The following is a 26,429-nucleotide window of genomic DNA, read 5'->3' on the forward strand; positions in this document are numbered from 1 at the left end:
CCGCATGAGCTCTTCCGCTACTCTCGATTTAAGCCTGCAACTATTACGTCAGCCTTCTGTCACCCCCATTGATCATGACTGCCAGAATATTATGGCGGAACGTTTAAAAAAGATTGGTTTCAATATTGAATCCATGCGTTTTGAAGATGTCGATAATATCTGGGCACGCAAAGGCACAGAAGGTCCGGTCTTCTGTTTCGCTGGCCATACCGATGTGGTGCCAACGGGCAACCTGGATGACTGGAACTCAGATCCATTTTTACCCGAAATCCGTGAAGGTAAACTTTATGGTCGTGGCAGTGCCGACATGAAAACGGCTTTGGCAGCTATGATCGTAGCGACAGAACGTTTTGTAGAAAAATACCCAAATCATAAAGGTTCAATTGCTTACCTGATTACGTCAGATGAGGAAGGCCCATCAATTAATGGTACAGTCAAGGTCATTGAAACCCTGGAAGCGCGTAATGAAAAAATTACCTGGTGTCTGGTCGGTGAACCGTCAAGTACCCATAAACTGGGGGATATTGTCAAAAATGGCCGTCGCGGTTCTTTAAATGCCAATCTCACGGTAATAGGCAAACAAGGTCATGTGGCATATCCGCATCTGGCAGTGAACCCGATTCATAGCGCCTCTAAAGCGATTGCCGAGCTGTGTGACACCGTCTGGGACCATGGCAATGAATATTTCCCGGCAACCACTTTCCAGATTTCCAATATCAATTCGGGTACAGGCGCAACCAATGTTGTTCCGGGTAGCATGAATCTGCTATTTAACTTCCGTTATTCAACTGAAGTGACTGCCGAAGAACTTAAAGCACGTACTGTGGAAATTCTGGATCGTCACGGTGTGGATTATGATATTTCCTGGACTTTATCTGGCTTGCCATTTCTGACCCCGGTCGGCGAGCTGGTCAATGCAGCTAAAACCGCTATTCTAAATGTCACAGGCACTGAAACCGAGCTTTCTACTTCTGGTGGAACCTCGGATGGCCGCTTTATTGCACCTACAGGCGCACAGGTACTGGAACTTGGGGTGTTAAATGCCACTATTCACCAGATCAATGAGCATGTTGATATTGCCGATCTGGAGCCACTGGCTGAAATTTATGAACAGATTTTGGTAAATTTACTCGCCAATTAAGTAAATTCATAACGCAATAAAAAAGGAACTCCATGGAGTTCCTTTTTGATATTTGATAGTTTGCATTACAGCCCGATTGTAGCCTGAATATTCGTCATATTCGGAATATGGAACAGCTGTTCATTCATTCGTACATATTGGAAAATTGCAGGGTCATTCACCGGCTGATCGACATCGACCACTTCAGAAATACGAATCCGGATGGTTTTCGGCATTTCATTGCACATTAGGGCAAAACGCTGATTGATCTCATCACCTTCAATCACCAGTGCCACGCCATGTTGACGTGAAGGCTCATTGATGGCATAGACTGGCAATTGTGCTTCATGCCATTCCACTGTCTTGACCTGGGTAGTGCTGTCCAGCGCTGACAGCACAATGTTTTGTGGCAATAACATCGGATCTTTGCCATGACAGTCAATAATATAGGCATCAATAAATCCGGTCGATACCGTAATCAGATGCTGAAGTTCCTGCTGGCTAATCTGATCAGCCATTTTACTGCTTGAATTGGTCTGACTCATGTATTACCCCTGTTTTTCAGCAATGAGTTGTTGGATATTGGCCAGCAGTTCCGCTTCCTGGAACGGTTTACCCATATAATGCGTTACGCCCAGGCTGAATGCACGTTCACGATGCTTCTCACCGGTACGTGAGGTAATCATGATAATCGGCAAGTCACGGTGAATATCATGGTGACGAACCAGATTGGTCACTTCGAAACCGTCCATACGTGGCATTTCGATATCCAGCAACATCAGATCCGGTCTGACGTTTTCGAGCTGTTCGATCGCATCTACGCCATCTTTGGCAGTGACAATATCATAGCCTTGACGTTCCAGCAGACGCGACGTCACTTTACGTACAGTCACCGAGTCATCGACAATCATCACCAGACGACGTGCATTGGAATTACGCGAACCATCACGCTGATCATTCAGCTGTTTGACACGCTGTGTCGCCTGAATCTGGCGGGCAATATTCTGTCCATCGAGAATCAGACAGACCTGACCATCACCCAGAATCGTGGCACCAGCCACCACTCCGACATTGGCAAACTGCTGCCCAATCGGTTTCACTACAATCTGCGCTCGTGAACCGACCAGCTGATCGACCAGTAAGGCAATGGTCTGACCACTATTTCCTTTGATCAACAGCACCGGCAATGAATGTCCAACGTTATTCAGACGTGGAATCGGCTGGTTGCCAACAAACTCAGACAGATAACGCAGCTTATAGTTTGCGCCATCGATCTTGAAATAGTCATCTCTACTGTTGAAATAGCTTTCCAATGTGGTCGGCGCAATACGTACAATTCGGTCAATCTGCACCAGAGAAATCGCATATTGCTGATCACCTACTTTCACCATCAAGGCATCGCTGACTGCTACGGTCGTCGGTACGCGAATCGTAAAGACCGTGCCCTTGCCCAGTTCCGAGCTCACTGACACATGGCCGCCCAGCGATTTGATTTCACTTTGCACCACGTCCAGACCGACACCACGACCAGAAATCTGGGTGACTGCTTTCGCGGTACTGAAACCAGGATGGAAGATAAATTGCAGGATTTCTTCCTGATCAATAACTTGATCCGCTTTGATCAGATCCAGACTCAGCGCTTTTTCACGAATCTTCTCTGCATTGATCCCCTTACCATCATCACTAAAGGACACGATTACATCGGTACCCTGACGGCTGATGTTCAAGACAATCGAACCGACTTCCGGCTTGTTCAGTGCGCTACGGTCTGCAGTATCTTCCAGACCATGGTCAATCGCGTTACGCAGCATATGCTCAAATGGAGTGACCAGACGCTCGAGAATGTTACGGTCCAGCTCACCTTCGGTATTCTGTACGATCAGTTCTGCAGGACGGTTCAAGGTAGTCGATGTTTGACGCACAATACGCTGTAAACGCGGCAACATCCGGTCAAATGGTACCAGACGGGTACGCATCAGGCTTTCCTGAATTTCCGCCTGAATACGGGATTGTTGCAATAACAGTCCTTCGGTTTCGCGAATCTTGTCGGCAAGCGTACTCTTGAAGTCGACTAAATCCGATGCAGATTCTGCCAGTGATTTGGACAGCTGGTTGAGAGAGGAATATTGGTCCATTTCCAGCGGATCAAAGTCGGCATAACGCGAGTTCTCTGAACCATGTTTGGCAATAATCTGTGATTCCAGCTCGCCTTCCATTCGACGTAACTGATCGGCAAGACGCTTGATCGCCAGTTCCATCTCGTTCAAGGTATTGCCCAGCTGCCCCAGATCCATCTCGATACGCGAACGGTTAATCGAGTTCTCACCCGACAGGTCAATCATTTTCTCGACCAGATCCGCAGAGATACGGATCATTTCGTTATTGCTGTCGCTAGTGCCGGTATTTGCCCACTCACCCATCATTTGTGGCGGTTCAGTACCATCGCCTTCAACAAAACCAAAGTCGGTGCTGACCACCAGATGTTCTGTTTTTGCCAGACGCTCCGGTAATTGCGCAGTGACATCGACATAGGCGATCTTTTTCAGACTGCTTTGAATCTGTTCATAATTGCTATAATCGCGCTGGAAAATTGCCTGTTTTAACCATGCCAGTGTTTTCTGCAACAAGCCATCATAGGCATTCGAGTTAAATTGATAGACCGCAAACTGCTCGAACGTGCTTTCCAGCTCATAGGCAATGCTGGCCACCTCTTCAGTTTCAATCATGCGTGCACCACCTTTAATACTGTGGGCAGCACGCTGTAACTGGAGTAATAAACTACGGTCACTACGCTGATCAAACCATTGATTGAGCAGCTTCTCTGCATTGGCCAGAATTTCTTCAGACTCTTCGAGGAAGGTTTCTTCAACGATTGATTTCAGCTCATCTTCTTCAGAGCGTTCAACTTGATTTTCAGTAAATCTAGGGGTTTCAACAGTTTCAACAGTTTCAACTAATTTTTCTGTTTCAGCCAGACCAATTGCAGGCTGCTCTGTCGCCACTGATTCTTCGAATGGCACTTCAGGAGTCGATAGCATCTCTAACGCGGTCACGTTGAATGCAGCAGTTGTGCTTTCAACAGCAGCCAGCGTTTGCCCAGAAAGTAGTGCCTGAATATTTTGTAAAATTGCCACCGCTTCTGTCGCCGGATAATCAATGCCATCATCTCGAATGGACTGAATACGGTCGGACACATTGTCCTGTACCAGACGGACAATCTGGATTAAAGCAGGTGTTACGGCAATCTGCTGACGGATCACCCGTTCATAAATACTTTCCAGTTCATGGGCAATCAAACCGATATGCGAAGCCGCAATCATGTTTGCACCACCTTTTAAGGTATGCAAATGACGCATCAGATTGTTCAGTGAAGTCGTATCATCCTGTTTTTTGCTCCAGGTATTCAGATCTTCATCAATACCTGCCAGCAATTCATCGGCTTCTTCCAGAAAGATACCTAATAATTCTTCATCGAAATCACGGTTGGTTTCAGCACTCTCGCGCTGTTGACGATCGGCTGCAATACGCTGGCTCAAGGCAGCAAAATCTACGCTGCCTGTGCTTAAGGTGTCAGCCGTTGGGATAATATCTGTGGTCGGCTCAACGCCTGACTTTTCAGTCTCTTCAGCAAAGATCTCAAGATCCTGTTGTACAAATGCCGACAGTTCACTTAAAGTTTTTTGAATGTCATCATTTAGAATGACGCGCTGTCCTGCAGCCAGGGTATCAAATAAATGAATAAATTCCTGATGTGCCTGTGCAAACAGTTCATAAGCATAATTGCTGTTTAACAGCACCGGCTTTTTAAGCAGGGCATCATAAGCCGATTTCAGATCTGCCGTGAATTCATGAATTCCTTTGGCCGCGCGGCTATCAGTATGCGCCAGTAATTCTGCAGCCTGTTGACTCAGTGCCTGGATATATTCCGGATAATCGACTTGTGCGCGTTTATCGAATTCAAACTCAGCATCGAGCAACAGGTCAATATCCAGCTCAACCAGTTTGGACACCAGACCTTGGGTTTGAACCGCATCTGATTCAGTGACCGCAAAGCCATAATCACTCCAGACTGCTTCAAAAGTGGCATAGACCGCATCTAGTTTTTCGGTATCCCCCTGACCTAATAAATGCACATAGTCACTGATAAATTCGGCATATTGAATCAGTAAGGCTGTTTCTTTTGAGGTCGAGACTATTTCATCTTGTAGCAAGGTTTTAAATAACTGTTCAACTTTAGAGCTGGCTTCAAAAATCTGTTCAATCTGCGCCATCGATGAACTGCCACGCAAGGTGTGAATGGCACGAATCAGGGCATTATAATCTTGTGATTTTTCATCTTCAGTACGCAGGAAGGTGGCAATCGTTTCCAGATGCTCTTCGGCTTCTTCAATGAAGATGGCCACGGTTTCTTCAATATCAGTGCGAACCGCTACTTCTACCGGCGCTGTTTCGATAATAGCAGCAGATTCACTTAGGTCATGATCTGCAATTTCCAGCCCTGTGGTCTGACCTTCGGCAGTCAAATGATCGGCCAATGCTAATAATTCTTCTAACGCAGGTTCAGGTGAAAGGTTTTGTTGTAATTGTTGTCCCAACAGCAGCATTGGACGCAGGTCGAGATCCAATTCCTGTACATGTTTGAATTTTGGATATAAAGCATATTGATAGACATTCAGTACCGCTTGGGCAAATTTTTGCACCGTCGCTGTCAGCTGAATTGAACCGGACAAGACCCGGTTCAGGGTATCTTCAACTGCCCAGGCCATTTCCCCTGCCGATTTTGCCCCCACCATACGACCTGAACCTTTCAGGGTATGAAAATGGCGGCGAATGGTCTTCAGATTTTCCTGATGATCTGGATTGACCAGCCATTCTGGAAATAAAGCATTTAACTCAACGAAGATTTCTTCGATTTCCTCAACAAAAATTTCAAGAATTTCTGCATCTTGATCAAGATAACTATCTTCAGGAAGCGTTGTCGTTTCAACTAAATTTTTTAATATTTCTTTCATAGCTTATGCTTCTTACGTTATGCCGCCAAGAAGGGCGCTCAAACTTAATTGTGACCGTCACGCAATACCTAACGTTTGAGGTTAAGTACATCTTGTCGAGGCTTTATCTGTATTTTTTGAATGTGCCTCAATCGTAATTAAGGCACATTCTCCCCATCATCTCTAACTTTATTCTGGTAGTTTAAAGTCAGCTACAGATTCACGTAATGCATCGGCCATATTTGCCAGTTCAGATACCGAACGTGCTGTATCGAAGGTGGCACTGGTGGTTTGCGAAGTAATTTCCTGTACGACGTTCATCGTGGTCGCAATATGACCTGCAGATGCAGACTGCAGTTTCGCTGCATCAGAAATGTTCGCAATCAGTTTCGCCAGGTTATTCGATACGGTTTGAATCTCATCCAGTGCCACACCGGCATCTTTAGACAAGTTCGCACCACGTACAACCTCGGCTGTGGTTTGCTCCATCGAAATAACCGCTTCGTTGGTATCGGTCTGAATGGTTTTTACCAGGCCTTCAATCTGCTTGGTTGCAGACGCAGAACGTTCTGCAAGACGCTGTACTTCATCGGCTACAACTGCGAAACCACGACCGGCTTCACCCGCCATCGACGCCTGAATGGCTGCGTTCAATGCCAAAATGTTGGTTTGGTCGGCAATATCGTTAATCAAGGCAACGATGTTACCAATTTCCTGAGAAGATTCACCCAGACGTTTAATACGTTTTGAGGTTTCCTGAATCTGTTCACGAATCGTGTCCATCCCCTCAATCGAGCGTTGTACGACATCCGCACCATTTGCAGCAATTTGTACCGAACGGTCTGCTACCACAGCAGATTCATCGGCGTTGGCAGATACCTGATCAATCGACATGGCCATTTCGTTAATTGCCGCAGAAGCACCGGCAATTTCCTGAGCCTGATGTTCAGAGGCTTCAGCCAACTGGTTGGTAATGCCCTGTGTGGTCGCGGTATATTGCGCAACTTCTTGCGAAGTTTCAGTAATACGTGATACCAGGTCACGTAACTGGTCGATTGCAAAGTTAATCGAGTCGGCAATCGCACCGGTAAAGTCTTCCGATACTGTTGCGTATGAACGTAAATCACCATCTGCAAGATCGGCGATTTCATCCAGTAAACGTAAAATCGCATTCTGGTTACGGTCATATTCTTCTTGTAAACGGCCTACACGCTGCTTATCCGATACACCACGCAAAGAAAGCAATTTGAATACACAAAGCAAGAAACCTAGTAACAAGGCAATCAACAGGATGGCTGGAATAACGGTTTTAAGACCTGAGTTACCTGATAATTTGTTCAGGTTATCTAAAAGCACATCAGACTGGGCAAAAATAGACGCAGCGGCCTGACGAACTTTTACAATTTCAGTCGAGTTCTTCAGAATAATTGCTGATGCTGATTCGAGTACTTCATCATATTCAGCCTTAATACCTTCTAGAGATTCACGCATTGCTGGATCAGCAATACGCTGTACGCCCAGTTCAACAGAACCATTCAATTGTGCATTTAAATAAGAGCCGAAAGTTTCGGTATCGGCACTAAAGTCATCCGCCGATTCACGAGAGCCATCACTACCCGTCAATACCAGACTGATGGAACGTAAAATACGTTCTGCAATAAACACCTGGTTCTTGGCAATCACCACCTGGCTCGATGGCATATCTTGACGCGCCATCTGGTCAACCATCAAGTTATATTCCGCCTGAATCCCGGGAATTGCTTCACCAATGGCAATGTTGGTGTCGTATAACTGGTTAATGATTTTTTGTTGCGAGGTAATCAGATCAATACCGCTAGAAACTTCTGTCCACTGTTTATCAACAGCTTGTAGCGCCTCATTATCTGAATGAATATTTTTAACTGTTTCAAGGTTCTCAGCAAAAGATTTTTGCGAGTCAGTTAGGTTTTTCATTGCCTCCGGTGTACCCGAAGCGGTTGCTTCAGTTGCTTGGCGCGAAATCGTTTGCGAGAGGAGACGTAAATCACCCAGACTTTGAGTGAGTTCGTTGCTACGTGGCACACTATAAAAAAGATATAATAAAGTGATCAGTGCGGCTAAAAGACAGCCTGCTGCCCCATAGATCAGCGGTTTTGACTTTTCACTATCACCAAATACACGTGATAATTGATCTATTTGCGATTGAATCTTAGTGAAAAAAGCATTACCGCCTTTGCGGCCAGTGCTTTCACCTGTATTTTTCTTTTTAAGTTTAAAGCCCATGCAGCCTCTCCCCGGTTGACGCCTTGATCACTTTCGTGCGCGACATTTAATTTATAAATTTTATAGATGCGTTCATAAAATTTGGATTTTGCAACAGACGACTGAATAAGAACACATGCCACTGCTGGTTGTGCTGATGAAAAAATCCTTGACAGTATTCTTGTAAGTTTTCATCTAATTCAGATTTCTTCGAAAAGAAACTTTTCTTATTGAAATGTTGTATACCCAAAACTTGATCTACGACCAAACCGACATACTGGTCATTATGGTTGATGCACAATACTTTTTGAGTCGGTGAAAACTGACTGCTATGCCCTGATACGTATTGAGTGAGATCAGAAACGGATAACAATCTTCCCCGGATATTCGCCAGACCCAACACCCATGCTTGTGTCTTGGGTACCGGCGTATATTTTGGGGGATAAATCACTTCTGATACTTCCCCCAGCGGAGCAACAAAATATTGCCCCATCATCTCAAAAGCAATGCCCGACCATCGGTTCACTTCATTGTCATTGGAAACGTAGTTTTTATTTCCCCGTTTCGCAATGCGAAGCAATTCGATAAATCCATTTGCTGCCATAGAGCTTATCCTGCATTGAGGTGTTGCTTAATTACTTCTATTAATTGTTTTTCATCTACTGGTTTTGTTAGATAGTCTGCTGCACCCTGACGCTTGCCCCACACGCGGTCAGTGGCCTGATCTTTGGTACTGACAATCACAATTGGAATGTGTTTGGTGGTCGCCCCACGCGCAATCTGACGGGTCGCCTGGAATCCGTTTACGCCCGGCATCACAACGTCCATCAGGACCAGATCAGGCAATTCAGCCTGTGCCATGGTGACGCCATCGGCCCCATTGGCTGCTTCAATCACCTCAAAGCCATGTTTAGAAAGAATTTCTCTAAAGCGAAAAGTTTCTGTCGGTGAGTCATCCACAATTAGGATACGTGCCATGCCAATTCCCCAAAAAAAAATCAAATATTAAGCACTAATATGGTTACGGATTGCGTTCAGCAATTCATCTTTACTAAAAGGTTTGGTCAGGTATTCATCTGAACCCACAACACGACCTTTGGCCTGATCAAATAAACCATCTTTACTTGATAGCATAATCACAGGAATATTCTGGTAATTCTGAGAATTTTTAATTAACGCGCAAGTTTGATAGCCATCTAGACGCGGCATCATGATGTCGACAAACACGATATCTGGATTTGCTTCGGCAATTTTTGACAAAGCTTCAAATCCGTCGACGGCAGTAATCACTTCATAACCTTCGCGCTGAAGAAGAGTTTCCGCGGTACGACGAATGGTCTTTGAGTCATCAATAACCATAACTTTTAGATTTTGGAATTTATCGTCCATTTGTTTAACCCTTCCCATTTTAGAAACTATTATGCCATAAGGCTCATAGGATTATTTTATTACGATCGATAAACATTTTTAACATAAAGTCACTTGTATTATCAACGAACATTTTCTACACAAGTAGACAAAATCAGTTATTTTTAACAACAGCTTCACATTTTACCCACGCCGATGTTTTTTTTTTGACTAACGGTAGTTTTTAATTCGTAAATTTAAGTCTAATATAACAAGATTATTACTTTAAAATAAGTAATTTAGTCAACTTTAAATTTAGGGAGCCAATGATGGGTCAGTTTTCAGAAAAACTTGCTGTCATTGATAAAAATAAAATGACTGGTCAATTCATTGTTGCTGTGCTGTTACTATTACAGGTGACCTTAGTTTGTGCCAACAATAACCAAATCCAGCAAAAGGCCACTTGGTACCGCTATTATGATAGTAAAGGCGTGGCCAATATCAGCACTAATGTGACGCCCAATCATATCCGTTACGGTTATGAAGCGCTTGACCAGAATATGCAGGTCATTAAACGTGCTCGTCCTTATAATGCCGAAGCCGATATCAGACAGGCTCCCCAACGTGCTCAACAGGCCAAGCGGATCGCTGAAGACAATAGACTGAAGCGAGCGTACAATAATAGTCAGACCGCCTTACAGAAAAAAAATGACAGTCTGCTACAGTTGAAAAAGCAAATTGATTTTCAGCAAGAACAAATGAAGCAATTGCAAAAAGATCGAGTGATGTTTGTACGCCAAGAACGTGAATATTTACGTAAAGGTAAGGCTCCACCGGCACACCTGAAAACCACACTTGAGAATAATCATAAAAATCTCATTTCCCAAAAAGAAAATATTCAATCTTTACAAAGTCGCTATCGAAATCTGGAAGCAGAATACGACAAAATTATCGCCCGTTTAAAAGCACTTGAATAAATACAGATAGCTTGTGTTGGTTTTAAACCACAATAAGCTGTAAGGACTCTTATGCAAACTGCACCACATGCTCATGGTTTAAATATGCCTTCTCCGCGCTCTATCCTGATCATGAGTGCACTTTGCTTAAATATGTTGTTAGTGGCTTGTGATAAAAATGAACCCGTACAGCAAGCCGAAACACCCAAATCCATTGAAGTCATTCCTCAAGACCTGATTGCAGTACAGTCCGGCAACTCAGTTCAAAAAACTGCGTTTACCGGCACGATTCGGGCTGTCAATCAAAGCAGTATTCAGGCGCAGGTGTCTGCCACCGCCACCAGTGTCAATGCCCAAGTCGGTCAGACCGTTTCCAAAGGTCAGGTGCTGGTACGCCTAAATAATCAGGACAATGCTGCCCGACTGGCACAGGCACGTGCCAATCTGGCCTCTACTCAAGCTCAGGCCAATCAGGCTCGAAACATGATGCAACGTAAAAAGCGTCTGCTCGATCAGGGCTTTATCTCAAAAGTAGAATATGAACAGAGTCAGGTCGATTATCAGGCACAGCTGGAAAATGTACGTGCCCAGCAAGCCAATGTCGATATTGCCGAGAAAGCAGATCGTGACGGAACCATGACCAGTCCGATCAGTGGCGTGATTACCCAGCGTCAGGTGGAACCTGGCCAAACCGTGGCGATTGGACAAACCCTGTTTGAAATTGTCGATCCTAAACAGTTGGAAATTCAGGCACGCGTGCCTAGTGACCTACAATCAAACTTAAGGCTAGGCAGTCAAGTCGAATACAGCATTCAAGGCAATCCCAATCGGCTCACTGCAGTGATGAGCCGGATTTCCCCGATCGCCGATCAGGCCAGTCGCCAGATCGAATTCTTTGCTACACCGAATGAAACGATTCCTTCTTTAAGTATCGGTTCCTTTGTAGAAGGCAATATTTTGAGTTCACGCCAAATCAGTGGGCAGATTATTCCCCTAGATACGCTGCAGGATATCCAGAACAAACCCTATGTCTGGGTGATTCGCCAGAATAAACTTATCAAGGTCAATGTGCAGGTACTGGAACAGCGCTATAACGACAATATTGCGGTGGTCAAAGGATTGGAAAGCACCGATCGGGTCAGCCGAATTAGATTTAGCGAAGCCGATCTACAAAAAACTGTCACACTTCGCTCGAACTAAAGCGCCTCACACAGGATCATTGACATGTGGTTTACCCGAATTAGTGTGAAGTATCCAGTTTTCACCATTATGATGATGTTCTGTCTGATGGTATTGGGACTGGCTTCCTGGCAGCGGATGGGCGTTGAAGAATTTCCCGATGTCGATTTTCCCTTTGTGGTGGTGTATACCAACTACCCGGGCGCTTCTCCAGAAACGGTCGAGTCAGAAATAACCAAGAAACTCGAAGATCAGATCAATACCATTTCTGGTTTAAAACAGGTGATTTCACAGTCCAGTGAAGGCCTGTCGATGATCACCACTGAGTTTAATCTGGACGTACCTTCTACCACAGCCGCTCAGGATGTGCGGGATAAAATTGCCTCTGTGACTGCTGAATTTCGTGATGAAATTCAGGATCCGATTGTCGAACGTTATGATCCAACCGCAAATGCGGTCATGTCGATCGTATTTGAATCCAATAACATGGATATCAAAGCACTCAGTTCTTATCTGGATCAGCGGATTGTGCCCCAACTGCGCACAGTTGCCGGCGTGGGAACGGTAAATTTACTCGGCGATGCACAGCGCCAGATCCGGATTCAGGTAGAACCGCAAAAACTGCAAGCTTTTGGCCTTGGTGTAGACAGTGTCATCAATACCTTAAAGGCTGAAAATATTGAAGTTCCAGGTGGCACACTCAAATCTGGCAACTCGGAACTGGTGATTGAGATCAATTCTAAAGTGCTGCATCCCTTGGCCTTCGGCGATCTCATCATTGCCAATAAAAATGGTGTACCAATTTTCCTGAGACAAGTCGCAGAGATCCAAGACAGTCAGGCAGAACTAGAATCTGCCGCCTTTTTAAATGGGAAAACCGCAGTTGCGATTGATATCCTGCGTAGCTCGGACTCTAACGTGATTGAGGTGGTCGATAGAACTTACAAAACTTTAGAAAGTATTGAGACCCAGCTTCCTCAGGGGACGACCTTGCAAGTGGTGGTGGATTCTTCCAAAAGTATCCGGGGCACCATTGGCGATGTAGCCCGCACCATTATTGAAGGTGCGGTACTTGCCGTACTGATTGTTCTGCTATTCCTCGGTTCATTCCGCTCCACTGTGATTACCGGTTTGACTTTGCCGATCGCCTTATTAGGTACTTTGACCTTCATCTGGGCCTTTGGCTTCAGTATCAACATGATGACCTTGCTGGCGCTATCCTTGAGTATTGGCCTGTTAATTGATGATGCGATTGTGGTCCGTGAAAATATTGTCCGGCATGCCGACATGGGCAAAGATCATGTGACTGCCGCACTGGATGGCACCAAAGAAATTGGTTTAGCTGTTCTGGCCACCACCCTGACCATTGTCGCCGTATTTCTGCCGGTGGCCTTTATGGGCGGAATTATTGGTCGTTTCTTTTATCAGTTCGGGGTTACAGTTAGTGTGGCTGTGCTGATTTCGATGTTTGTTAGTTTCACCCTGGATCCGATGCTTTCTGCACATTGGGCCGAAAAGAAAAAAGATCCAAATAAAAGACCCGGACGGGTGAAACGTTTCTTTAGCTGGATTTCTGGCAAGCTGGACAATTTAAGCCATGTCTATGAAAAGCTGCTCAAACTGGCGCTGCGCTTCAGATTCATTACCTTAATGATTGCCGTAGCTTCATTATTTGGTGCCTTGGGATTATCGAAACTGATTGGCACCGAATTTGTACCGGTTCCTGACAAAGGCGAAATCCGCATTAAGTTTGAAACACCGGTAGATTCTTCGCTTGAATACTCACAAGCCAAACTGCAACAAGTCGATCAGATTATCCGTCAACACCCTGATGTTAAAGCAACTTATGGCGTAATTAATGGTGTAACTGACCGTGGTAAAAACCACGTCAGCCTGCGAGTGACCGTGACACCACGGATCGAACGCGAAAAAAGCCTGACCGAGCTCAACAATGAGTTTCGACAACGCCTGCAATCGGTTGCCGGGATCAGTATTACCTCGGTTGCATCTGCCGATGAAACCGTTTCGGGTGGTCAAAAGCCAATTATGATCTCGATCAAGGGCCCCGACCTGGATGAACTGCAAAAAATTTCCGATCGTTTTATGACAGAGATTGCCAAGATTGACGGTATTGTCGATTTGGAAACCTCACTGAAAGAACCCAAGCCGACACTCGGTGTACAGATTAATCGTGTCTTGGCCAGTGATTTAGGATTATCCGTGAATCAGATTGCCAATGTGGTTCGTCCACTGATTGCCGGTGATGATGTCACCACCTGGCAGGATGAAAAAGGTGAAACCTATGATGTTAATCTGCGCCTGACCGAAGACCAGCGCAGCTTGCCTAGCGATTTACAGAATATGTATATCACCTCGAATAAAACCGGTGCCAATAATCAACCAATTCTAGTTCCACTTTCAAGCGTGGCCAAATTTGAAGAAAAACTCGGTGCTTCACAAATTAACCGACGTGATCTGGCGCGCGAGGTTCTGGTCGAGGCGAATACTTCAGGACGGCCTGCAGGTGACATCGGTGCTGATATCAGCCGCTTGCAAGAAAATTTCGATATGCCACCGGGGTATAGTTTCGACACTCAAGGCTCCAATGCCGACATGGCAGAATCCGCAGGCTATGCTTTGACCGCGATTACCCTGTCGATTGTCTTTATCTATATCGTGCTCGGTTCACAGTTCAATAGCTTTATCCATCCTGCGGCAATTATGGCTTCACTGCCATTGTCGCTCATTGGAGTGTTTCTGGCCTTGTTCCTGTTTAACTCGACCATGAACCTGTTCTCGATTATCGGCATTATCATGCTGATGGGACTGGTGACCAAGAATGCGATTCTGCTGATCGACTTTATCAAGAAGGCCATGGATCGCGGTGAAAACCGTTATGATGCGATTATTGCCGCTGGTAAAACCCGTTTGCGTCCTATTCTGATGACCACCAGCGCGATGGTCATGGGCATGGTTCCACTTTCCCTAGGACTAGGTGAAGGGGGGGAACAAAGTGCACCGATGGCGCATGCGGTGATTGGTGGGGTAATTACCTCTACCCTGCTGACCCTGGTGGTGGTGCCAGTGATCTTTACTTACCTAGATGACTTTAAGAATTTTATGCTGCGTCAGGCACGTAAAATCATGGCATAATTTAATGCAACACAATGAGGTGACATTCCCAAATGCTCACCTCATTTTTTATTGTATAATCCCTGCTTTAACGCTTAATTTTTTAGGACAGTTTCCATGCGCGCGAGTCGCTTTTTATTTGCAACGTTAAGAGAAACCCCGAACGATGCTGAAGTTATTTCACATCAGCTGATGCTTCGTGCCGGTATGATTCGTAAGTTGGCCTCAGGTCTATATACCTGGTTGCCGATGGGCGTTCGCGTATTAAATAAAGTTGAAGCGATCGTTCGCGAAGAAATGGACAAAGTCGGTTCACTTCAGGTTTATATGCCGGTGACTCAACCTGCGTCTTTATGGGAAGAATCAGGTCGTTATGTACAATACGGCCCTGAACTTTTACGCTTCAACGACCGCCATGGCAACCCATTTGTTCTGGGTCCGACGCATGAAGAAGTCATCACTGATTTAGCACGCAATGAACTAAAAAGTTATAAGCAGCTCCCTGCCAACTTCTATCAGGTGCAAACCAAATTCCGTGACGAAATTCGTCCGCGTTTTGGGGTAATGCGTTCACGTGAATTCATCATGAAAGATGCCTACTCTTTCCATGCCAATCAGGAATCATTGCAACAAACCTACGACGACATGTATGCAGCCTACTGCAAAATCTTTACTCGTCTTGGTTTAGATTTCCGTCCGGTTCAAGCAGATACCGGTTCGATTGGTGGTTCAGGTTCACACGAATTCCATGTACTGGCTTCAAGCGGTGAAGATGATATCGCATTTTCGACCGAATCAGACTACGCCGCCAATATTGAAATGGCTGAAGCCGTTCTGGTCGGCGAACGTGCGGCACCAACTCAAGAACTTAAACTGGTTGATACGCCAAATCAAAAAACCATTGCGGATGTATCTGCCTTCTTGGGCACGGATCCAGCTCACTCAGTAAAAGCATTGCTTGTTCAAGGCATTGCAAAAGAGGATGGTTCTGTTCCTGTGGTTGCTTTATTCCTTCGTGGCGATCACGAACTGAATGAAATTAAAGCCGAGAAGCATGCACAAATTGCAGCTCCACTCACTTTTGCAACCGAAGAGCAAATCGCAGCACTTGGCTTGACAGCTGGTTTTGTAGGCCCACAAGGTCTGGTTGAAAAAGGTGTCACCGTCATTGTTGACCGTGCAGCATCAGTATTGTCTGACTTTGTTGCAGGTGCTAATACAGCTGACAAGCATGCAACCGGCATAAACTGGGAACGTGATGCACAGTTCACTGAAGTTTATGACTTGCGTAATGTAGTTGAAGGTGACCCTTCTCCAGATGGCAAAGGTACACTGCAAATCAAACGTGGTATCGAAGTGGGTCATATCTTCCAGTTGGGTCAGAAATACTCTGAAGCATTGGGCTGTAAAGTCTTGGGTGAAGATGGCAAACCATTCACTGTGACCATGGGTTGCTATGGTATTGGGGTAACACGTGTGGTTGCGTCTGCCATTGAACAAAACTTTGACGAGAAAGGCATTATTTGGCCAACTGCCATTGCCCCGTTTGAAGTGGCCATTGTACCGATGAATGCACATAAATCACCACGCACAGTAGAAGCAGCTGAAGCGCTTTATGCTGAACTCACTGCTGCGGGTTATGACGTAATTCTAGATGATCGTAACGAACGTCCAGGCGTTAAATTTTCTGACCTTGAGTTGACCGGTATTCCACATCGTATTGTGATTGGTGAAAAAGGCTTGGATGCAGGTACTTTTGAATATAAAGGTCGCCGTGATGCTGAATCTGTAAATATTTCCAAAGAAGAGTTGTTGGCTAAAATCGCGAAATAATTTTGCTTTCTTAATAAAAAAATCCCGTCGAGTGCGGGATTTTTTATTCTTTTTAACTTAACAGAATTTATGTCCACCGAAGCAGTTCGGTTGAAAGTTCTGGCCTTTAAGCTCTAAATTTTTCAAAGGAAAATCAAGAAGTGCCGGGTTTTTAATTTCTTTCACATCTAAAGCTCCATCAAATACACAATTCAAAAGACTTCCACATGCTCTGGGTTTTGATGTTAAATCATGATTAATCCCTGCAATGGTTTGTGCTAATACCGCATTAGTAATATCCACACCTTTATTTGGACTAATATCACCAAGATTTACCTCATCCTCGATTGCCATCCACCAACCTTGATTAGCAGCAACGGCAGCACCCGGCCAAAGTATTTTTTGCGATTGTAATGATAAAGATGCTGGGTTATTCAAATACAATGCATGGATTAAGCCAAGATCTTGATCCACTGTAATATCTGTTCTAAGGCCTGTCATATAGCCTGTAATTTGTTTATCCAGTGTAAGCTCAAATAAATCCAGTGGCTTTAAAATGGCCTTTAATGGGCCACTAAAATCAATTCTGTCAACTGTACCAGTCCCCTTTAATTTAACTTCACTCATTCGTGTTCCTGAAACTATAGTGGCTGGAATCACAAATGGCGCATTGGTACTTGTTAAATTAAAAGTATAATCATTCGATTTATAATGAAGTTCCAGATCCTGCCCCAATATTGTTCCCGTAACAGCACCTTCAATATATTTATTGCCAGTTGATGCATAGGTCATTGTTCTTGGATTAGTTACAGCTGTTCCTTTGGCTTCTTTAGTCTTCATATATCCACTAAAACTATTAATACCATTTGGTGTGGCCGTATTTTCTGTACCCATAGTCAGTAGACCTGAAATCTTTTCTGCACTTAAACGGAAACCCAAAACTTCACGTGTAGATGCCTGATTTGGATTTTTTATAGCAAATTGAACAAAAGGATTAGTAATCAAGGCAGAGGTCGCAGCACGATCCATTCCATTTGCAGAATTACCACTTAAGGAAATATGATCAATATCAATATCACAACCAGTTGCACCATTAATTCCTCCACAACCAAGTTGCAGTTTTTTAATATTGGCATTAATTTCCATTTCAGCTTCTAGACCCAATTTATAAAATGAGATATTTCTCTGGTCATATGCCTCTCCCAAATTATCAACTTGGTTAAATCCGGCCTGAACCTCCATTGACAATAAAGCTTGTCCATTAATATTTGAAAGCTCCTGATCTTCTAATGAGGTTAATGCAGATACATGACCACTCAATCCCACCATCGCCGCAACTAGACTCTTTAATATTATTTTTTTCATTTTTCTCATCCTGAATTTAGCGTGGTGTGATTCCCAGCGTGCTACGAATAGTGCCACCAGTCAGTGCAATACTTGCCATGTTTTGCATATTGCCATTGGTCGCCATCGCAAAATTGGTTTTAAATGGTGTCGCGATATTATTTTCATAATTGAGTTTGACCTGATTATCCAACGTTACGGTATCAGCACTGACACGAACTTTCCCATTAACACCCAAATGACCTTCCATCCGGTTAAAGTTGATCGAAGAAACGTTTAATGCTCCTGTTGTTAAATCAATATCTTCATTGGAGATACTAAAGTAGCTACCCAGATTAGCTTTATCTGCACTTTCTTCTGATGTGAGTGGCCTAAATTTAAAGTTTGCATCAAATGACAAAAAGTTGGTATCTGGTGAACTTGCGGTTGGATCTACCCCAGGAATAATCAGAAGCTCACCATTTCCATCGAGCTTAAAGGCAATATTGGTCAGTACATCATCACGTTTAGAAAAATTATCGTGAGGCACATAGCCTCCGCATTTACTGACTGATGCAGTGCTACAGTTATATTTAGATCCTGGTAATTGCCCCATTGCGAGCTCTGCTTTTGCTGCAATCAGTAATTTATCGGCACGAATATAAATCCCTTCATCTTCATAGCCAATAATCCCTTCAGATTTAATTAAAGCATCGATATTTCTAAAGCCTGCATAATAGTTAACAGCTTCACCCTGTACACCGTCCTGACCATCAATCAATATAATTGAAGTTGTACTTGGCAAACCGGTTTTCTTGTCGACCCCGTATCCTTCAGTAGAGGCCATGATGTTATAAGCAATTGCCTGCTTATTATCTGTTCCATAAGTTGTTCCAGACAACGCGACATTGGCATTTAAATTATAAATAGGAATACCAATCCCCCATGAACCGCCATCCCCACCAAGTTCTGTCAAGGAGTTATCTGAAATAAAACGTGCTTTCGCAGCAATTGCCTGAAAGTCCATTCCTCGTACTGCAATAAAAGCAAAATCCTCTCCATCTCCTGCTGTACTCAGTGTCTGTTTCAGTACATCACTACTATGCCCCAAGGTTTTTCGCATATTTTCATTGATGATAAAATCGAGACTTTTAGCCGTAATAGTATTTATATAAATATCACCAAAATCGATATAGGCATTTTTACCATGTAAATTTTCATCAGCATTCCGTGTTGTCAGGGGCCTAATATTGGAGAATTGGACTGCATAGCTTCCATGGCCAGTATGACCAATTTCAAGCACGGTAGGCGCGATGTTGCTTGGGTGACCACTAGCAGCACCAGTAAAGTCGGCAGATAAGCCCAGATGCAAACCCCCTTCACCCACCAGATCGCTATATCCTGCTGCAGTTTTGTCTTGACGCTGTAAAACACCATTTAACTTGTTACTTACATCAAAAGTACCAATCTGGGTTTGATCGGCATTCATGGATAATCTGGCATTGGTCACCGCACCTGAAGCCCCAAGACGCATAATATTTTTACGTTCGTTATTTGGCGTGTTATAACGCAAGTCAATATTAACGCCAGGATTGGTCGGATTAACCCGGCCAACAGCAATATCAGTGGTATCCTCAACACGTTTTAAATCCACATAATGGTCTTGATTGCCATTTCGGGTAGTGAGTACAACACCTTCATTGGGGTCAATGTACATATAGCCCTGACCCGCAAAATTAAAGTTAAAGTCATTTAAAATCAGGCTATTTTCACCTAGTTTATGACTAATGGTGGCATTTTTAAGTTGAAAATCGATACTGGCAATTGCCTCTTTATTAAATAAACCTGCAGTAGTTTGTAATAGAACACTAAGCGGCGTAGAGGTACTAATCCCTAATGCACCTAGACTTTGACTAGATTGTACGCCAGCAGTCCGAATACTATTCGCAGACTGGCTACATGGATTGGTCGTACAGGCTGTCTTTACCAGTTTTAAATCTGCAGTGGCTTGAAATGGTGAAACACTTGCAGCAAGCCGAAGTCCTGCCCCTTGTGAAGTAGCACCTACATCTATTTCAAGTTGACTAATAATTGGCTTATTATCTTTTCCAATAATTTCAACATTATGTAGACCTAAACCCATTTTAGTACTGGCAGTTGGATTGGGATCATACCAATTGACTTGAGCAATGTTGGCTTTAGAAATTTCATGAGTAATCACCATACCATCTTGTCCAGTGACTTCGCTCAATTCCTGCTCTTCAATGGTTTCAAGTGCATAAGCTTGCTGTATAAGACACATGCATACCGTTAGTAACTTCAACTTTATTGTTGTTTTTTTCATTTTTATATCCTTATGCTGTACTTGACGCTGCGATTAACAACGACTTTGTGCCCCACCTGTACAGTTATAACCAAATATTTTCAAATTACCGGACATATGCAGATTTCCATGAACATTCAATCCCATAAAACCTTTTTCGGCCCCCTTATCAAATGAAGGCACATCTTGTGTCGAGGTAGAAAAACCGCCTTCGGTATTATAGGTGCGTGCTGTATAAGTGTCATAAGTACCTGTATTGGCATAACCTTCTAGTGCACCACCCCCTGTACCCGTTTCAATCGACACTGTACTGAAACCCAAGTTTCTGATTTTCAAAGGTTTGTCATCATAAAAGCTGACTTTCATCGCTGTTTGCGGTTCATTACGATGATTAATGATGGTTGTTCCATCGATAGAAAACTTGTCAATCTGAATCGTGCCCTGAATACCTTTAAATACTAACCATTTTTTATTCCCATTGGCATCGACATGATTATTTGGGGCTATTGCCAAACGGCAAAACTGTTTTGTTGCACCACATGTTGTCGGATCTAAAACATAAAATACTTCTAGTGGATTATCATTTCCATCAAGTCGAGAAATTGTATCTTTGGTTAAATCTGTGGCGTAAATATGATTTAAGGATAAAGTCCAGTTAAGGTCTGCTCCGCCCTGTCCTACTGTCTCAGTTAACTCTTGCTGATTAAGGACTTCCAATCCGGCTTGACTGAGCATAGAGGTACATATCAATGCGCAGAGGGTCAATAATTTGGACATTTTTATACTCCCTTACAGACCAGTTGTTCTAATTTTTAAATGCTGAATCAGTACGCCATCAATGACTGCAGACCCAAAATTCTTAATTATACCATCAGTACTCTTGAATACGACTCCCGTGGAGTTGGGGCCATCTTTGGCGCGCAGCAAATTTGTTCCTGGGATACGCTCTGTAGTCCCTATTGAAATACTACTGTGAGTGGCGTTACGGCCTTGATAAAGCACGGTCGCATCTGAAGCATTATTTTTAATCGGCGTACCACAACTATAGACATTACAGGTTGAACCTTTTAAATCAGATTCTCCTAGTCCACCCCCATAATTCTGATAAATTTGATTATAGATAGCAGGGATATTTGGAATACGTGTCACTTCTAAAATAATATTATTGCCTTCTGAACCGACCACAAAAGGCTGATACATATTACCGAGCACCAGGTTAATATTTGGACTATATAAATATAAACCCTCAGAATCATGAAATATGGGAGCAGCACTTCCGTTTAAGGCTGGGGTCGGGACATTACCATCAAGTGCATCTGTTTTTGCTGCGGTACTTAGACGAATACCTTTACTGTTAAGATTGCTATCGCTACTGCTTAGAGTTTCTGGCCGATCATTGGTATTTAAACGAACGATACTTGCCATTCCTAAAGTTTGATTATAGTCCTTATTATCCGATTCCAAGGTTTGGAATAACCGAACTTGCGAACCATTTAAACTGAGACCATTGGCAACAAATTGCGTTCTTAATCGGTAATTTGTATCAAGCCCTGAAGTGGGCCCACCTGTTATAGGATCGACAACATTAGAGGAATTAAGCTCACGTGCAAAAATATCACTCCAAAACCCCAATTTAATATTATTATCACTTTCATCTGGAGCAATCTTGGCAAGAGGCGCTTCTAGAGCAATATAGCCTACATCTTTAGCAGCGTCCTTAAACTGTTTGACGCTTTCAGTTCCTGCCCGGAATAACCAAGGATTATCTGCAGATCCCCAACTAAAACCCTGATTACTGTATCGCGTGCTCAGCGAGTCATCACTTTTTGATAATGCCAGACCATAAATGAAAACATCTGCCTTGGTACGCAGGCTTCCAATATTGGCATTTTGTGCAGCAGCTTTTGCCATATTTATTGCATTTCGTACAACTTCATCATGCACGGTATTACTGGCTGTTGTTGCCTGTTCTTTCGCATAATCTGCAGCCAGCTGATTTAGTGTTTCAGTAGTCTTGAGTGCAAGCTGACTATCAACTGTGCTTTTAATGACATTTGCACGAACATAGCTTGGAAATTGCTGTTTAAAACTTTGATAAAAAGGTGAATTTGGAAGATTCGCTTCATAATTGTTTCCATACAACAACTCAATCATCTCAAGCGTATTTCTTAAAGCATGCTGAGATGATTTTTCCTTATTATGCCAAGTTCCACTTACACCATTTGTATCCGTTCCATCATTTATAATGGAATATATACCTGTTAAACCATCCCAATAATCTTCATAACGTTGATCATAATACTGTTTCATAATGGGGGTTTCTAAGATATCTTGCACCTTTTTAGTACGGTATGCAGTCGTATATTCAGTAGCAATTTCACTAGCTATACGCGTGCGATTGTCCGTAATATAAGTATCTCGGCTGGATGTATACGTATCTCCATATACATGGTTATAAATTCTCGCACGTTCAGCTAGGTAAGCATTATTGTAAGCATTACTATAAACTTTATCATATAAACGCTCCCCTAGCTTTTCATAGTTTTCACCAGTCGGAATAATACGAATAAATCCTGTATCTGCTTTTCCGGGATCAGGAATATTCCGCTCATAACTCGAGCCAGCCGAGATATCGTTAGGGCCTTGAAACACCATTTTAAAATCATCAAGTACCAGTGCAACACCCTCACCTGTGGTGTCAGAAAGAGAAGAGTCTGATAATTCCTGCATCGCATGTGCAGAAGGCAACAGGCTGAAACCGATTGTCATCGCCAAATAACTTTTGCGAAATTTAAATATATCTTTTATCTGAGCCATCTCACTCTTTCCTTTTTATTCGATGCTCCGCACCTTATGCTTCAGCTTCCCAGCCGCCAATCTTTGCTTTTTTATAATGCATTGCATCTTTTTTATGGTTATGCGGAATCCATTATGCTGATTTTTAATACAGATGCCAAAGCCAATTAGGCGAAAAATAGCAGTTTCCGATGAATGAAAATCTCAAAAAAATAAACGGGACATAAAGTCCCGTCATTCAATATCTTAAAGCAATCAGGTCTTCGGCAAAGTAACGCCTGTCTGGCCTTGATATTTACCACCACGATCTTTATATGAGGTTTCACAGACTTCATCAGATTCAAAAAACAGCATCTGCGCCACACCCTCACCTGCATAAATACGCGCAGGAAGATTGGTCGTATTTGAAAATTCTAAAGTTACATGTCCTTCCCACTCTGGCTCAAGCGGCGTCACGTTAACAATGATGCCACAACGCGCATAAGTCGACTTGCCCAGGCAAACCGTCAGTACATTACGTGGAATACGGAAATACTCGATGGTACGGGCCAATGCAAATGAGTTCGGTGGAATAATACAAACATCCGATTCAATATCAATAAAGCTGCGTTCATCAAAGTTCTTCGGATCGACAATTGCAGAATGCACATTGGTAAATACTTTAAATTCCCGTGCACAACGCACGTCATAACCATAGCTCGATACGCCATACGAAATCAGCTTTTGACCATTTTCATCCAAACGTACCTGGTTTTCTGCATACGGTTCAATCATGCCGTGTTTTTCGCTCATTTCGCGAATCCAACGATCAGACTTAATTGCCATTGATATAATCCAAAAATCTTAAGAACAAGTTATTGCGACGTACTTTAACTGAAATTGCCCCCAATGAAAATAAGTGAAGCGCTTGCAGCCACAGTGGATAAAAAATTGCTGATAGATATCAGCTTATAAACTTAAAAGTGCAGAATAGCTTAAAGGAATCGAAAAGCTCATTAACACCAGTGATGCGGTTTTTTGCAGGTTTTTTTGATTGAGCCAGCGACTGTTTTTTCTGGCCAGTATTGAGCCGAGGAAAGTCCAGAAGAATGCAATCGGAATCAGCAAAACCAGGAATACTAACATATGAGTCACATAGTGCTGACTGCTTTTCCAGACAATCACCGGAAAGATCGCTGAAGCAAATAAAAGTGCTTTAGGATTTAACAAGGTTGCCAGAAATAGTTCTCGTGCACGAATCGAGACATTTTCAAAATTTTCACTGAGTTCTGCCGTGCGCCATAATTTCACAGCCAGAAAAAGGATATAGCCGGCACTAAACAGCTTGAGAATGGTCGGCAAAAGCGGAAGATGAACGGAAATTTTTCCGATCAGAATGCCCCAAAAGCTAATGGCAATCAGATAGCCAAAGGCTTCAGCAGGAATTAAACGAAATGTTTTTTTAAATCCGACCTGTATGCCTGAAGATGCCAATAAGGTATTGGTTGGGCCTGGTGTTAAAAGAATGGTTGCCACTAAACCAATAAAAAACCATGAAATCATAGTTTGACCTCGCTCTAATCCGCGTAGCATAGAATAGTTCGGTCAATGCTGCAAAAAAATAATTGTAAGAGAACATATAATCAGAATTCACACTGAATTAAATCAATTTAATTCAATCACTTGAAACCATTTTGGAAACCAATACGCAACAGTCATTTCAGTCAATTTTCTTAATTTAAAGCTGTTTATTTCCGTGAATTATTAATAAAAAAGCCCTAACTTGAATTAGGGCTTAAATATGTGAACTCTCTATTTAATGGGTCAATTAGAAAATTCGGCTCTGATCTTTTTCGGCCTTAGGTAGCTGCGCTGCAATTTTTTCTGCAATCAGCATATAGCTTTCGGCTGCATCATCTCCGGCAATGACTGAAGGTGTGCCAGCATCGGCATTTTCACGAATTTCAGCATCTAAAGGTAAGCGACCCAATAATGGAATATGATATTGCTCAGACAGTTTATCTCCACCGCCTGTGCCAAAAATCTGCTCTTCAAAACCACAATTTGAACAGATATGAGTCGACATATTTTCAATCACGCCCATGATCGGAATTTGCACACGGTTAAACAATTCAATGCCTTTGGTCGCATCGAGTAGGGCCACGTTTTGTGGCGTCGTGACAATCACTGCCCCGGTTACCGGAATGCGCTGTGCCAACGTCAACTGGATATCCCCTGTACCGGGTGGCATATCAATCATCAGAACATCAAGATCTGGCCATAAGGTCTGGTTAAATAATTGCATCAATGCGCCGGTGGCTTTCGGTCCACGCCAAGCCACTGGAGTATTGTGATCACCAGTTAAATGGCCAATCGATAACACTGCCATTCCATAGGCTTCGATAGGGACAAACTGTTCCGCTTCGATCATCGGCGTTTTGCCCGCATTACCGAGCATGGTCGGAATACTCGGACCATAAATATCGGCATCCAGCACACCGACCTTTAAGCCTAATTTTTGCAGAGCCAGTGCCAGATTCACTGTAGTCGTCGATTTACCTACACCGCCCTTGCCGGATGACACCAGAATCACATTTTGAATACGTGGATGTTTTGGTACATCACGTTGCTGAGGTGCAGCTTTTTGAATCGGTGGATTATTGGGATCAGCTTCTTCTTGTTTTGCAGGCTGGGCGGAGGCATCCACTACAGGGGGAAGATTGGGTTTTGCTTCTGCTTTAGGCTGACTGGAACAGCTTTCACCTTTGGCATGCTTATGCCCGCAGCCATCCGATTTATGACTTTTAGGCCCAGTTTTTTGCTGAATCACATGCATATTCAGTTCTTGAATACCACATTTTTGCAAAGCTTGCGCCAGTTCATCATGGATTTGTTGCAGATCTTGTTTTTCTTCAGGATAAGTATTTAAGGTGATTTGTAGGATCTCAGCTTGAACATTGACCTGAGTAATACGCTGTTTGAGCGGATCATTTGAATTTGGCAACAGATAGTTTTGCAATACTTTTTGCACAGCTTCTTCGTTCACCTCCTGCGAAGGTGAAAAGACCGATTTGAGCGAAGAAAGCCACGACATAGGTTACTCCAAAACTATAGATAGATATCCGAATGGCATAGTTTAACGGGGTTTTCGCTTAAGGTTAAGCACTCTGCCGAGAAGATCGAAGAGATATCTGCAATTTCCAACCATTTTACTTGGTTTTGTTGGATTG

General features: G+C 43.4%; 18 protein-coding genes. 5 read left to right on the top strand and 13 right to left on the bottom strand.

The window, feature by feature from the left end:
* Positions 1-4: 4 nt before the first annotated feature.
* A complete protein-coding gene (gene dapE / locus KT990_RS05895; RefSeq protein ID WP_159138274.1) occupies positions 5-1,141 on the top strand; it encodes a succinyl-diaminopimelate desuccinylase in 1,137 nt (378 codons plus the stop codon).
* A gap of 65 nt (positions 1,142-1,206) precedes the next feature.
* On the opposite strand, the gene KT990_RS05900 is transcribed toward dapE, so the two are convergent.
* From KT990_RS05900 to pilG, 6 genes are all read right to left on the bottom strand, one after another.
* Positions 1,207-1,665: a hypothetical protein gene (locus tag KT990_RS05900; protein WP_218209300.1), complete on the bottom strand. Its 459-nt coding sequence runs from the start codon at positions 1,663-1,665 to the stop codon at positions 1,207-1,209.
* A gap of 3 nt (positions 1,666-1,668) precedes the next feature.
* Positions 1,669-6,132 (bottom strand): Hpt domain-containing protein, encoded by a 4,464-nt coding sequence (locus KT990_RS05905; RefSeq protein ID WP_218209301.1) that lies wholly within the window; start codon positions 6,130-6,132, stop codon positions 1,669-1,671.
* 168 nt (positions 6,133-6,300) lie between these two features.
* Positions 6,301-8,373 (bottom strand): methyl-accepting chemotaxis protein, encoded by a 2,073-nt coding sequence (locus KT990_RS05910; RefSeq protein ID WP_005097845.1) that lies wholly within the window; start codon positions 8,371-8,373, stop codon positions 6,301-6,303.
* Between the two features lie 46 nt (positions 8,374-8,419).
* Entirely contained in the window at positions 8,420-8,956 is a 537-nt protein-coding gene (locus KT990_RS05915) for a chemotaxis protein CheW (RefSeq protein ID WP_005097846.1), read from the bottom strand.
* A 5-nt stretch (positions 8,957-8,961) separates the two neighbouring features.
* Positions 8,962-9,330: a response regulator gene (locus KT990_RS05920; RefSeq protein WP_005097847.1), complete on the bottom strand. Its 369-nt coding sequence runs from the start codon at positions 9,328-9,330 to the stop codon at positions 8,962-8,964.
* A gap of 27 nt (positions 9,331-9,357) precedes the next feature.
* On the bottom strand, positions 9,358-9,741 hold the full coding sequence (gene pilG / locus KT990_RS05925) for a twitching motility response regulator PilG (protein ID WP_005097851.1): 384 nt from the start codon (positions 9,739-9,741) through the stop codon (positions 9,358-9,360).
* 287 nt (positions 9,742-10,028) lie between these two features.
* Here pilG and KT990_RS05930 point away from each other — a divergent pair, with 287 nt between their 5' ends.
* From KT990_RS05930 to KT990_RS05945, 4 genes are all read left to right on the top strand, one after another.
* Positions 10,029-10,676 carry a hypothetical protein gene (locus tag KT990_RS05930; RefSeq protein WP_180096939.1) on the top strand — a complete coding sequence of 216 codons (648 nt, stop codon included), beginning with the start codon at positions 10,029-10,031 and terminating at the stop codon, positions 10,674-10,676.
* A gap of 51 nt (positions 10,677-10,727) precedes the next feature.
* On the top strand, positions 10,728-11,855 hold the full coding sequence (locus KT990_RS05935; protein ID WP_100329131.1) for an efflux RND transporter periplasmic adaptor subunit: 1,128 nt from the start codon (positions 10,728-10,730) through the stop codon (positions 11,853-11,855).
* A 24-nt stretch (positions 11,856-11,879) separates the two neighbouring features.
* Positions 11,880-14,987 carry an efflux RND transporter permease subunit gene (locus tag KT990_RS05940; protein ID WP_218209302.1) on the top strand — a complete coding sequence of 1,036 codons (3,108 nt, stop codon included), beginning with the start codon at positions 11,880-11,882 and terminating at the stop codon, positions 14,985-14,987.
* A 96-nt stretch (positions 14,988-15,083) separates the two neighbouring features.
* Positions 15,084-16,799, top strand: a complete 1,716-nt coding sequence (locus KT990_RS05945) for a proline--tRNA ligase (protein ID WP_159138278.1) — start codon at positions 15,084-15,086, stop codon at positions 16,797-16,799.
* A 57-nt stretch (positions 16,800-16,856) separates the two neighbouring features.
* On the opposite strand, the gene KT990_RS05950 is transcribed toward KT990_RS05945, so the two are convergent.
* From KT990_RS05950 to apbC, 7 genes are all read right to left on the bottom strand, one after another.
* Positions 16,857-18,143 (bottom strand): hypothetical protein, encoded by a 1,287-nt coding sequence (locus KT990_RS05950; protein WP_159516130.1) that lies wholly within the window; start codon positions 18,141-18,143, stop codon positions 16,857-16,859.
* A gap of 16 nt (positions 18,144-18,159) precedes the next feature.
* Positions 18,160-20,445: a DUF6160 family protein gene (locus tag KT990_RS05955; RefSeq protein WP_218209303.1), complete on the bottom strand. Its 2,286-nt coding sequence runs from the start codon at positions 20,443-20,445 to the stop codon at positions 18,160-18,162.
* Positions 20,446-20,478: 33 nt separating this feature from the next.
* Positions 20,479-21,201 (bottom strand): hypothetical protein, encoded by a 723-nt coding sequence (locus tag KT990_RS05960; protein ID WP_005097859.1) that lies wholly within the window; start codon positions 21,199-21,201, stop codon positions 20,479-20,481.
* A gap of 12 nt (positions 21,202-21,213) precedes the next feature.
* Positions 21,214-23,241 (bottom strand): hypothetical protein, encoded by a 2,028-nt coding sequence (locus tag KT990_RS05965; RefSeq protein ID WP_218209304.1) that lies wholly within the window; start codon positions 23,239-23,241, stop codon positions 21,214-21,216.
* A 234-nt stretch (positions 23,242-23,475) separates the two neighbouring features.
* On the bottom strand, positions 23,476-24,045 hold the full coding sequence (gene dcd / locus KT990_RS05970; protein WP_004280726.1) for a dCTP deaminase: 570 nt from the start codon (positions 24,043-24,045) through the stop codon (positions 23,476-23,478).
* A 123-nt stretch (positions 24,046-24,168) separates the two neighbouring features.
* Positions 24,169-24,762: a LysE family translocator gene (locus KT990_RS05975; RefSeq protein ID WP_100329137.1), complete on the bottom strand. Its 594-nt coding sequence runs from the start codon at positions 24,760-24,762 to the stop codon at positions 24,169-24,171.
* Positions 24,763-25,027: 265 nt separating this feature from the next.
* Positions 25,028-26,293 carry an iron-sulfur cluster carrier protein ApbC gene (gene apbC, locus KT990_RS05980; RefSeq protein WP_074383443.1) on the bottom strand — a complete coding sequence of 422 codons (1,266 nt, stop codon included), beginning with the start codon at positions 26,291-26,293 and terminating at the stop codon, positions 25,028-25,030.
* Between the last annotated feature and the right edge of the window lie 136 nt (positions 26,294-26,429).

The sequence above is a fragment of the Acinetobacter sp. F9 genome (genome assembly GCF_019195275.1).
GTDB lineage: Bacteria > Pseudomonadota > Gammaproteobacteria > Pseudomonadales > Moraxellaceae > Acinetobacter > Acinetobacter pseudolwoffii.

Coding starts and splice junctions, on each gene's coding strand:
- KT990_RS05900 (WP_218209300.1), bottom strand. CDS start 1,665: ATGAGTCAGACCAATTCAAGCAGTAAAATGGCTGATCAGATTAGCCAG.
- KT990_RS05905 (WP_218209301.1), bottom strand. CDS start 6,132: ATGAAAGAAATATTAAAAAATTTAGTTGAAACGACAACGCTTCCTGAA.
- dcd (WP_004280726.1), bottom strand. CDS start 24,045: ATGGCAATTAAGTCTGATCGTTGGATTCGCGAAATGAGCGAAAAACAC.
- KT990_RS05950 (WP_159516130.1), bottom strand. CDS start 18,143: ATGAAAAAAATAATATTAAAGAGTCTAGTTGCGGCGATGGTGGGATTG.
- dapE (WP_159138274.1), top strand. CDS start 5: ATGAGCTCTTCCGCTACTCTCGATTTAAGCCTGCAACTATTACGTCAG.
- KT990_RS05975 (WP_100329137.1), bottom strand. CDS start 24,762: ATGATTTCATGGTTTTTTATTGGTTTAGTGGCAACCATTCTTTTAACA.
- KT990_RS05930 (WP_180096939.1), top strand. CDS start 10,029: ATGGGTCAGTTTTCAGAAAAACTTGCTGTCATTGATAAAAATAAAATG.
- pilG (WP_005097851.1), bottom strand. CDS start 9,741: ATGGACGATAAATTCCAAAATCTAAAAGTTATGGTTATTGATGACTCA.
- KT990_RS05935 (WP_100329131.1), top strand. CDS start 10,728: ATGCAAACTGCACCACATGCTCATGGTTTAAATATGCCTTCTCCGCGC.
- KT990_RS05910 (WP_005097845.1), bottom strand. CDS start 8,373: ATGGGCTTTAAACTTAAAAAGAAAAATACAGGTGAAAGCACTGGCCGC.
- KT990_RS05945 (WP_159138278.1), top strand. CDS start 15,084: ATGCGCGCGAGTCGCTTTTTATTTGCAACGTTAAGAGAAACCCCGAAC.
- KT990_RS05955 (WP_218209303.1), bottom strand. CDS start 20,445: ATGAAAAAAACAACAATAAAGTTGAAGTTACTAACGGTATGCATGTGT.
- KT990_RS05965 (WP_218209304.1), bottom strand. CDS start 23,241: ATGGCTCAGATAAAAGATATATTTAAATTTCGCAAAAGTTATTTGGCG.
- KT990_RS05920 (WP_005097847.1), bottom strand. CDS start 9,330: ATGGCACGTATCCTAATTGTGGATGACTCACCGACAGAAACTTTTCGC.
- KT990_RS05915 (WP_005097846.1), bottom strand. CDS start 8,956: ATGGCAGCAAATGGATTTATCGAATTGCTTCGCATTGCGAAACGGGGA.
- KT990_RS05960 (WP_005097859.1), bottom strand. CDS start 21,201: ATGTCCAAATTATTGACCCTCTGCGCATTGATATGTACCTCTATGCTC.
- apbC (WP_074383443.1), bottom strand. CDS start 26,293: ATGTCGTGGCTTTCTTCGCTCAAATCGGTCTTTTCACCTTCGCAGGAG.
- KT990_RS05940 (WP_218209302.1), top strand. CDS start 11,880: ATGTGGTTTACCCGAATTAGTGTGAAGTATCCAGTTTTCACCATTATG.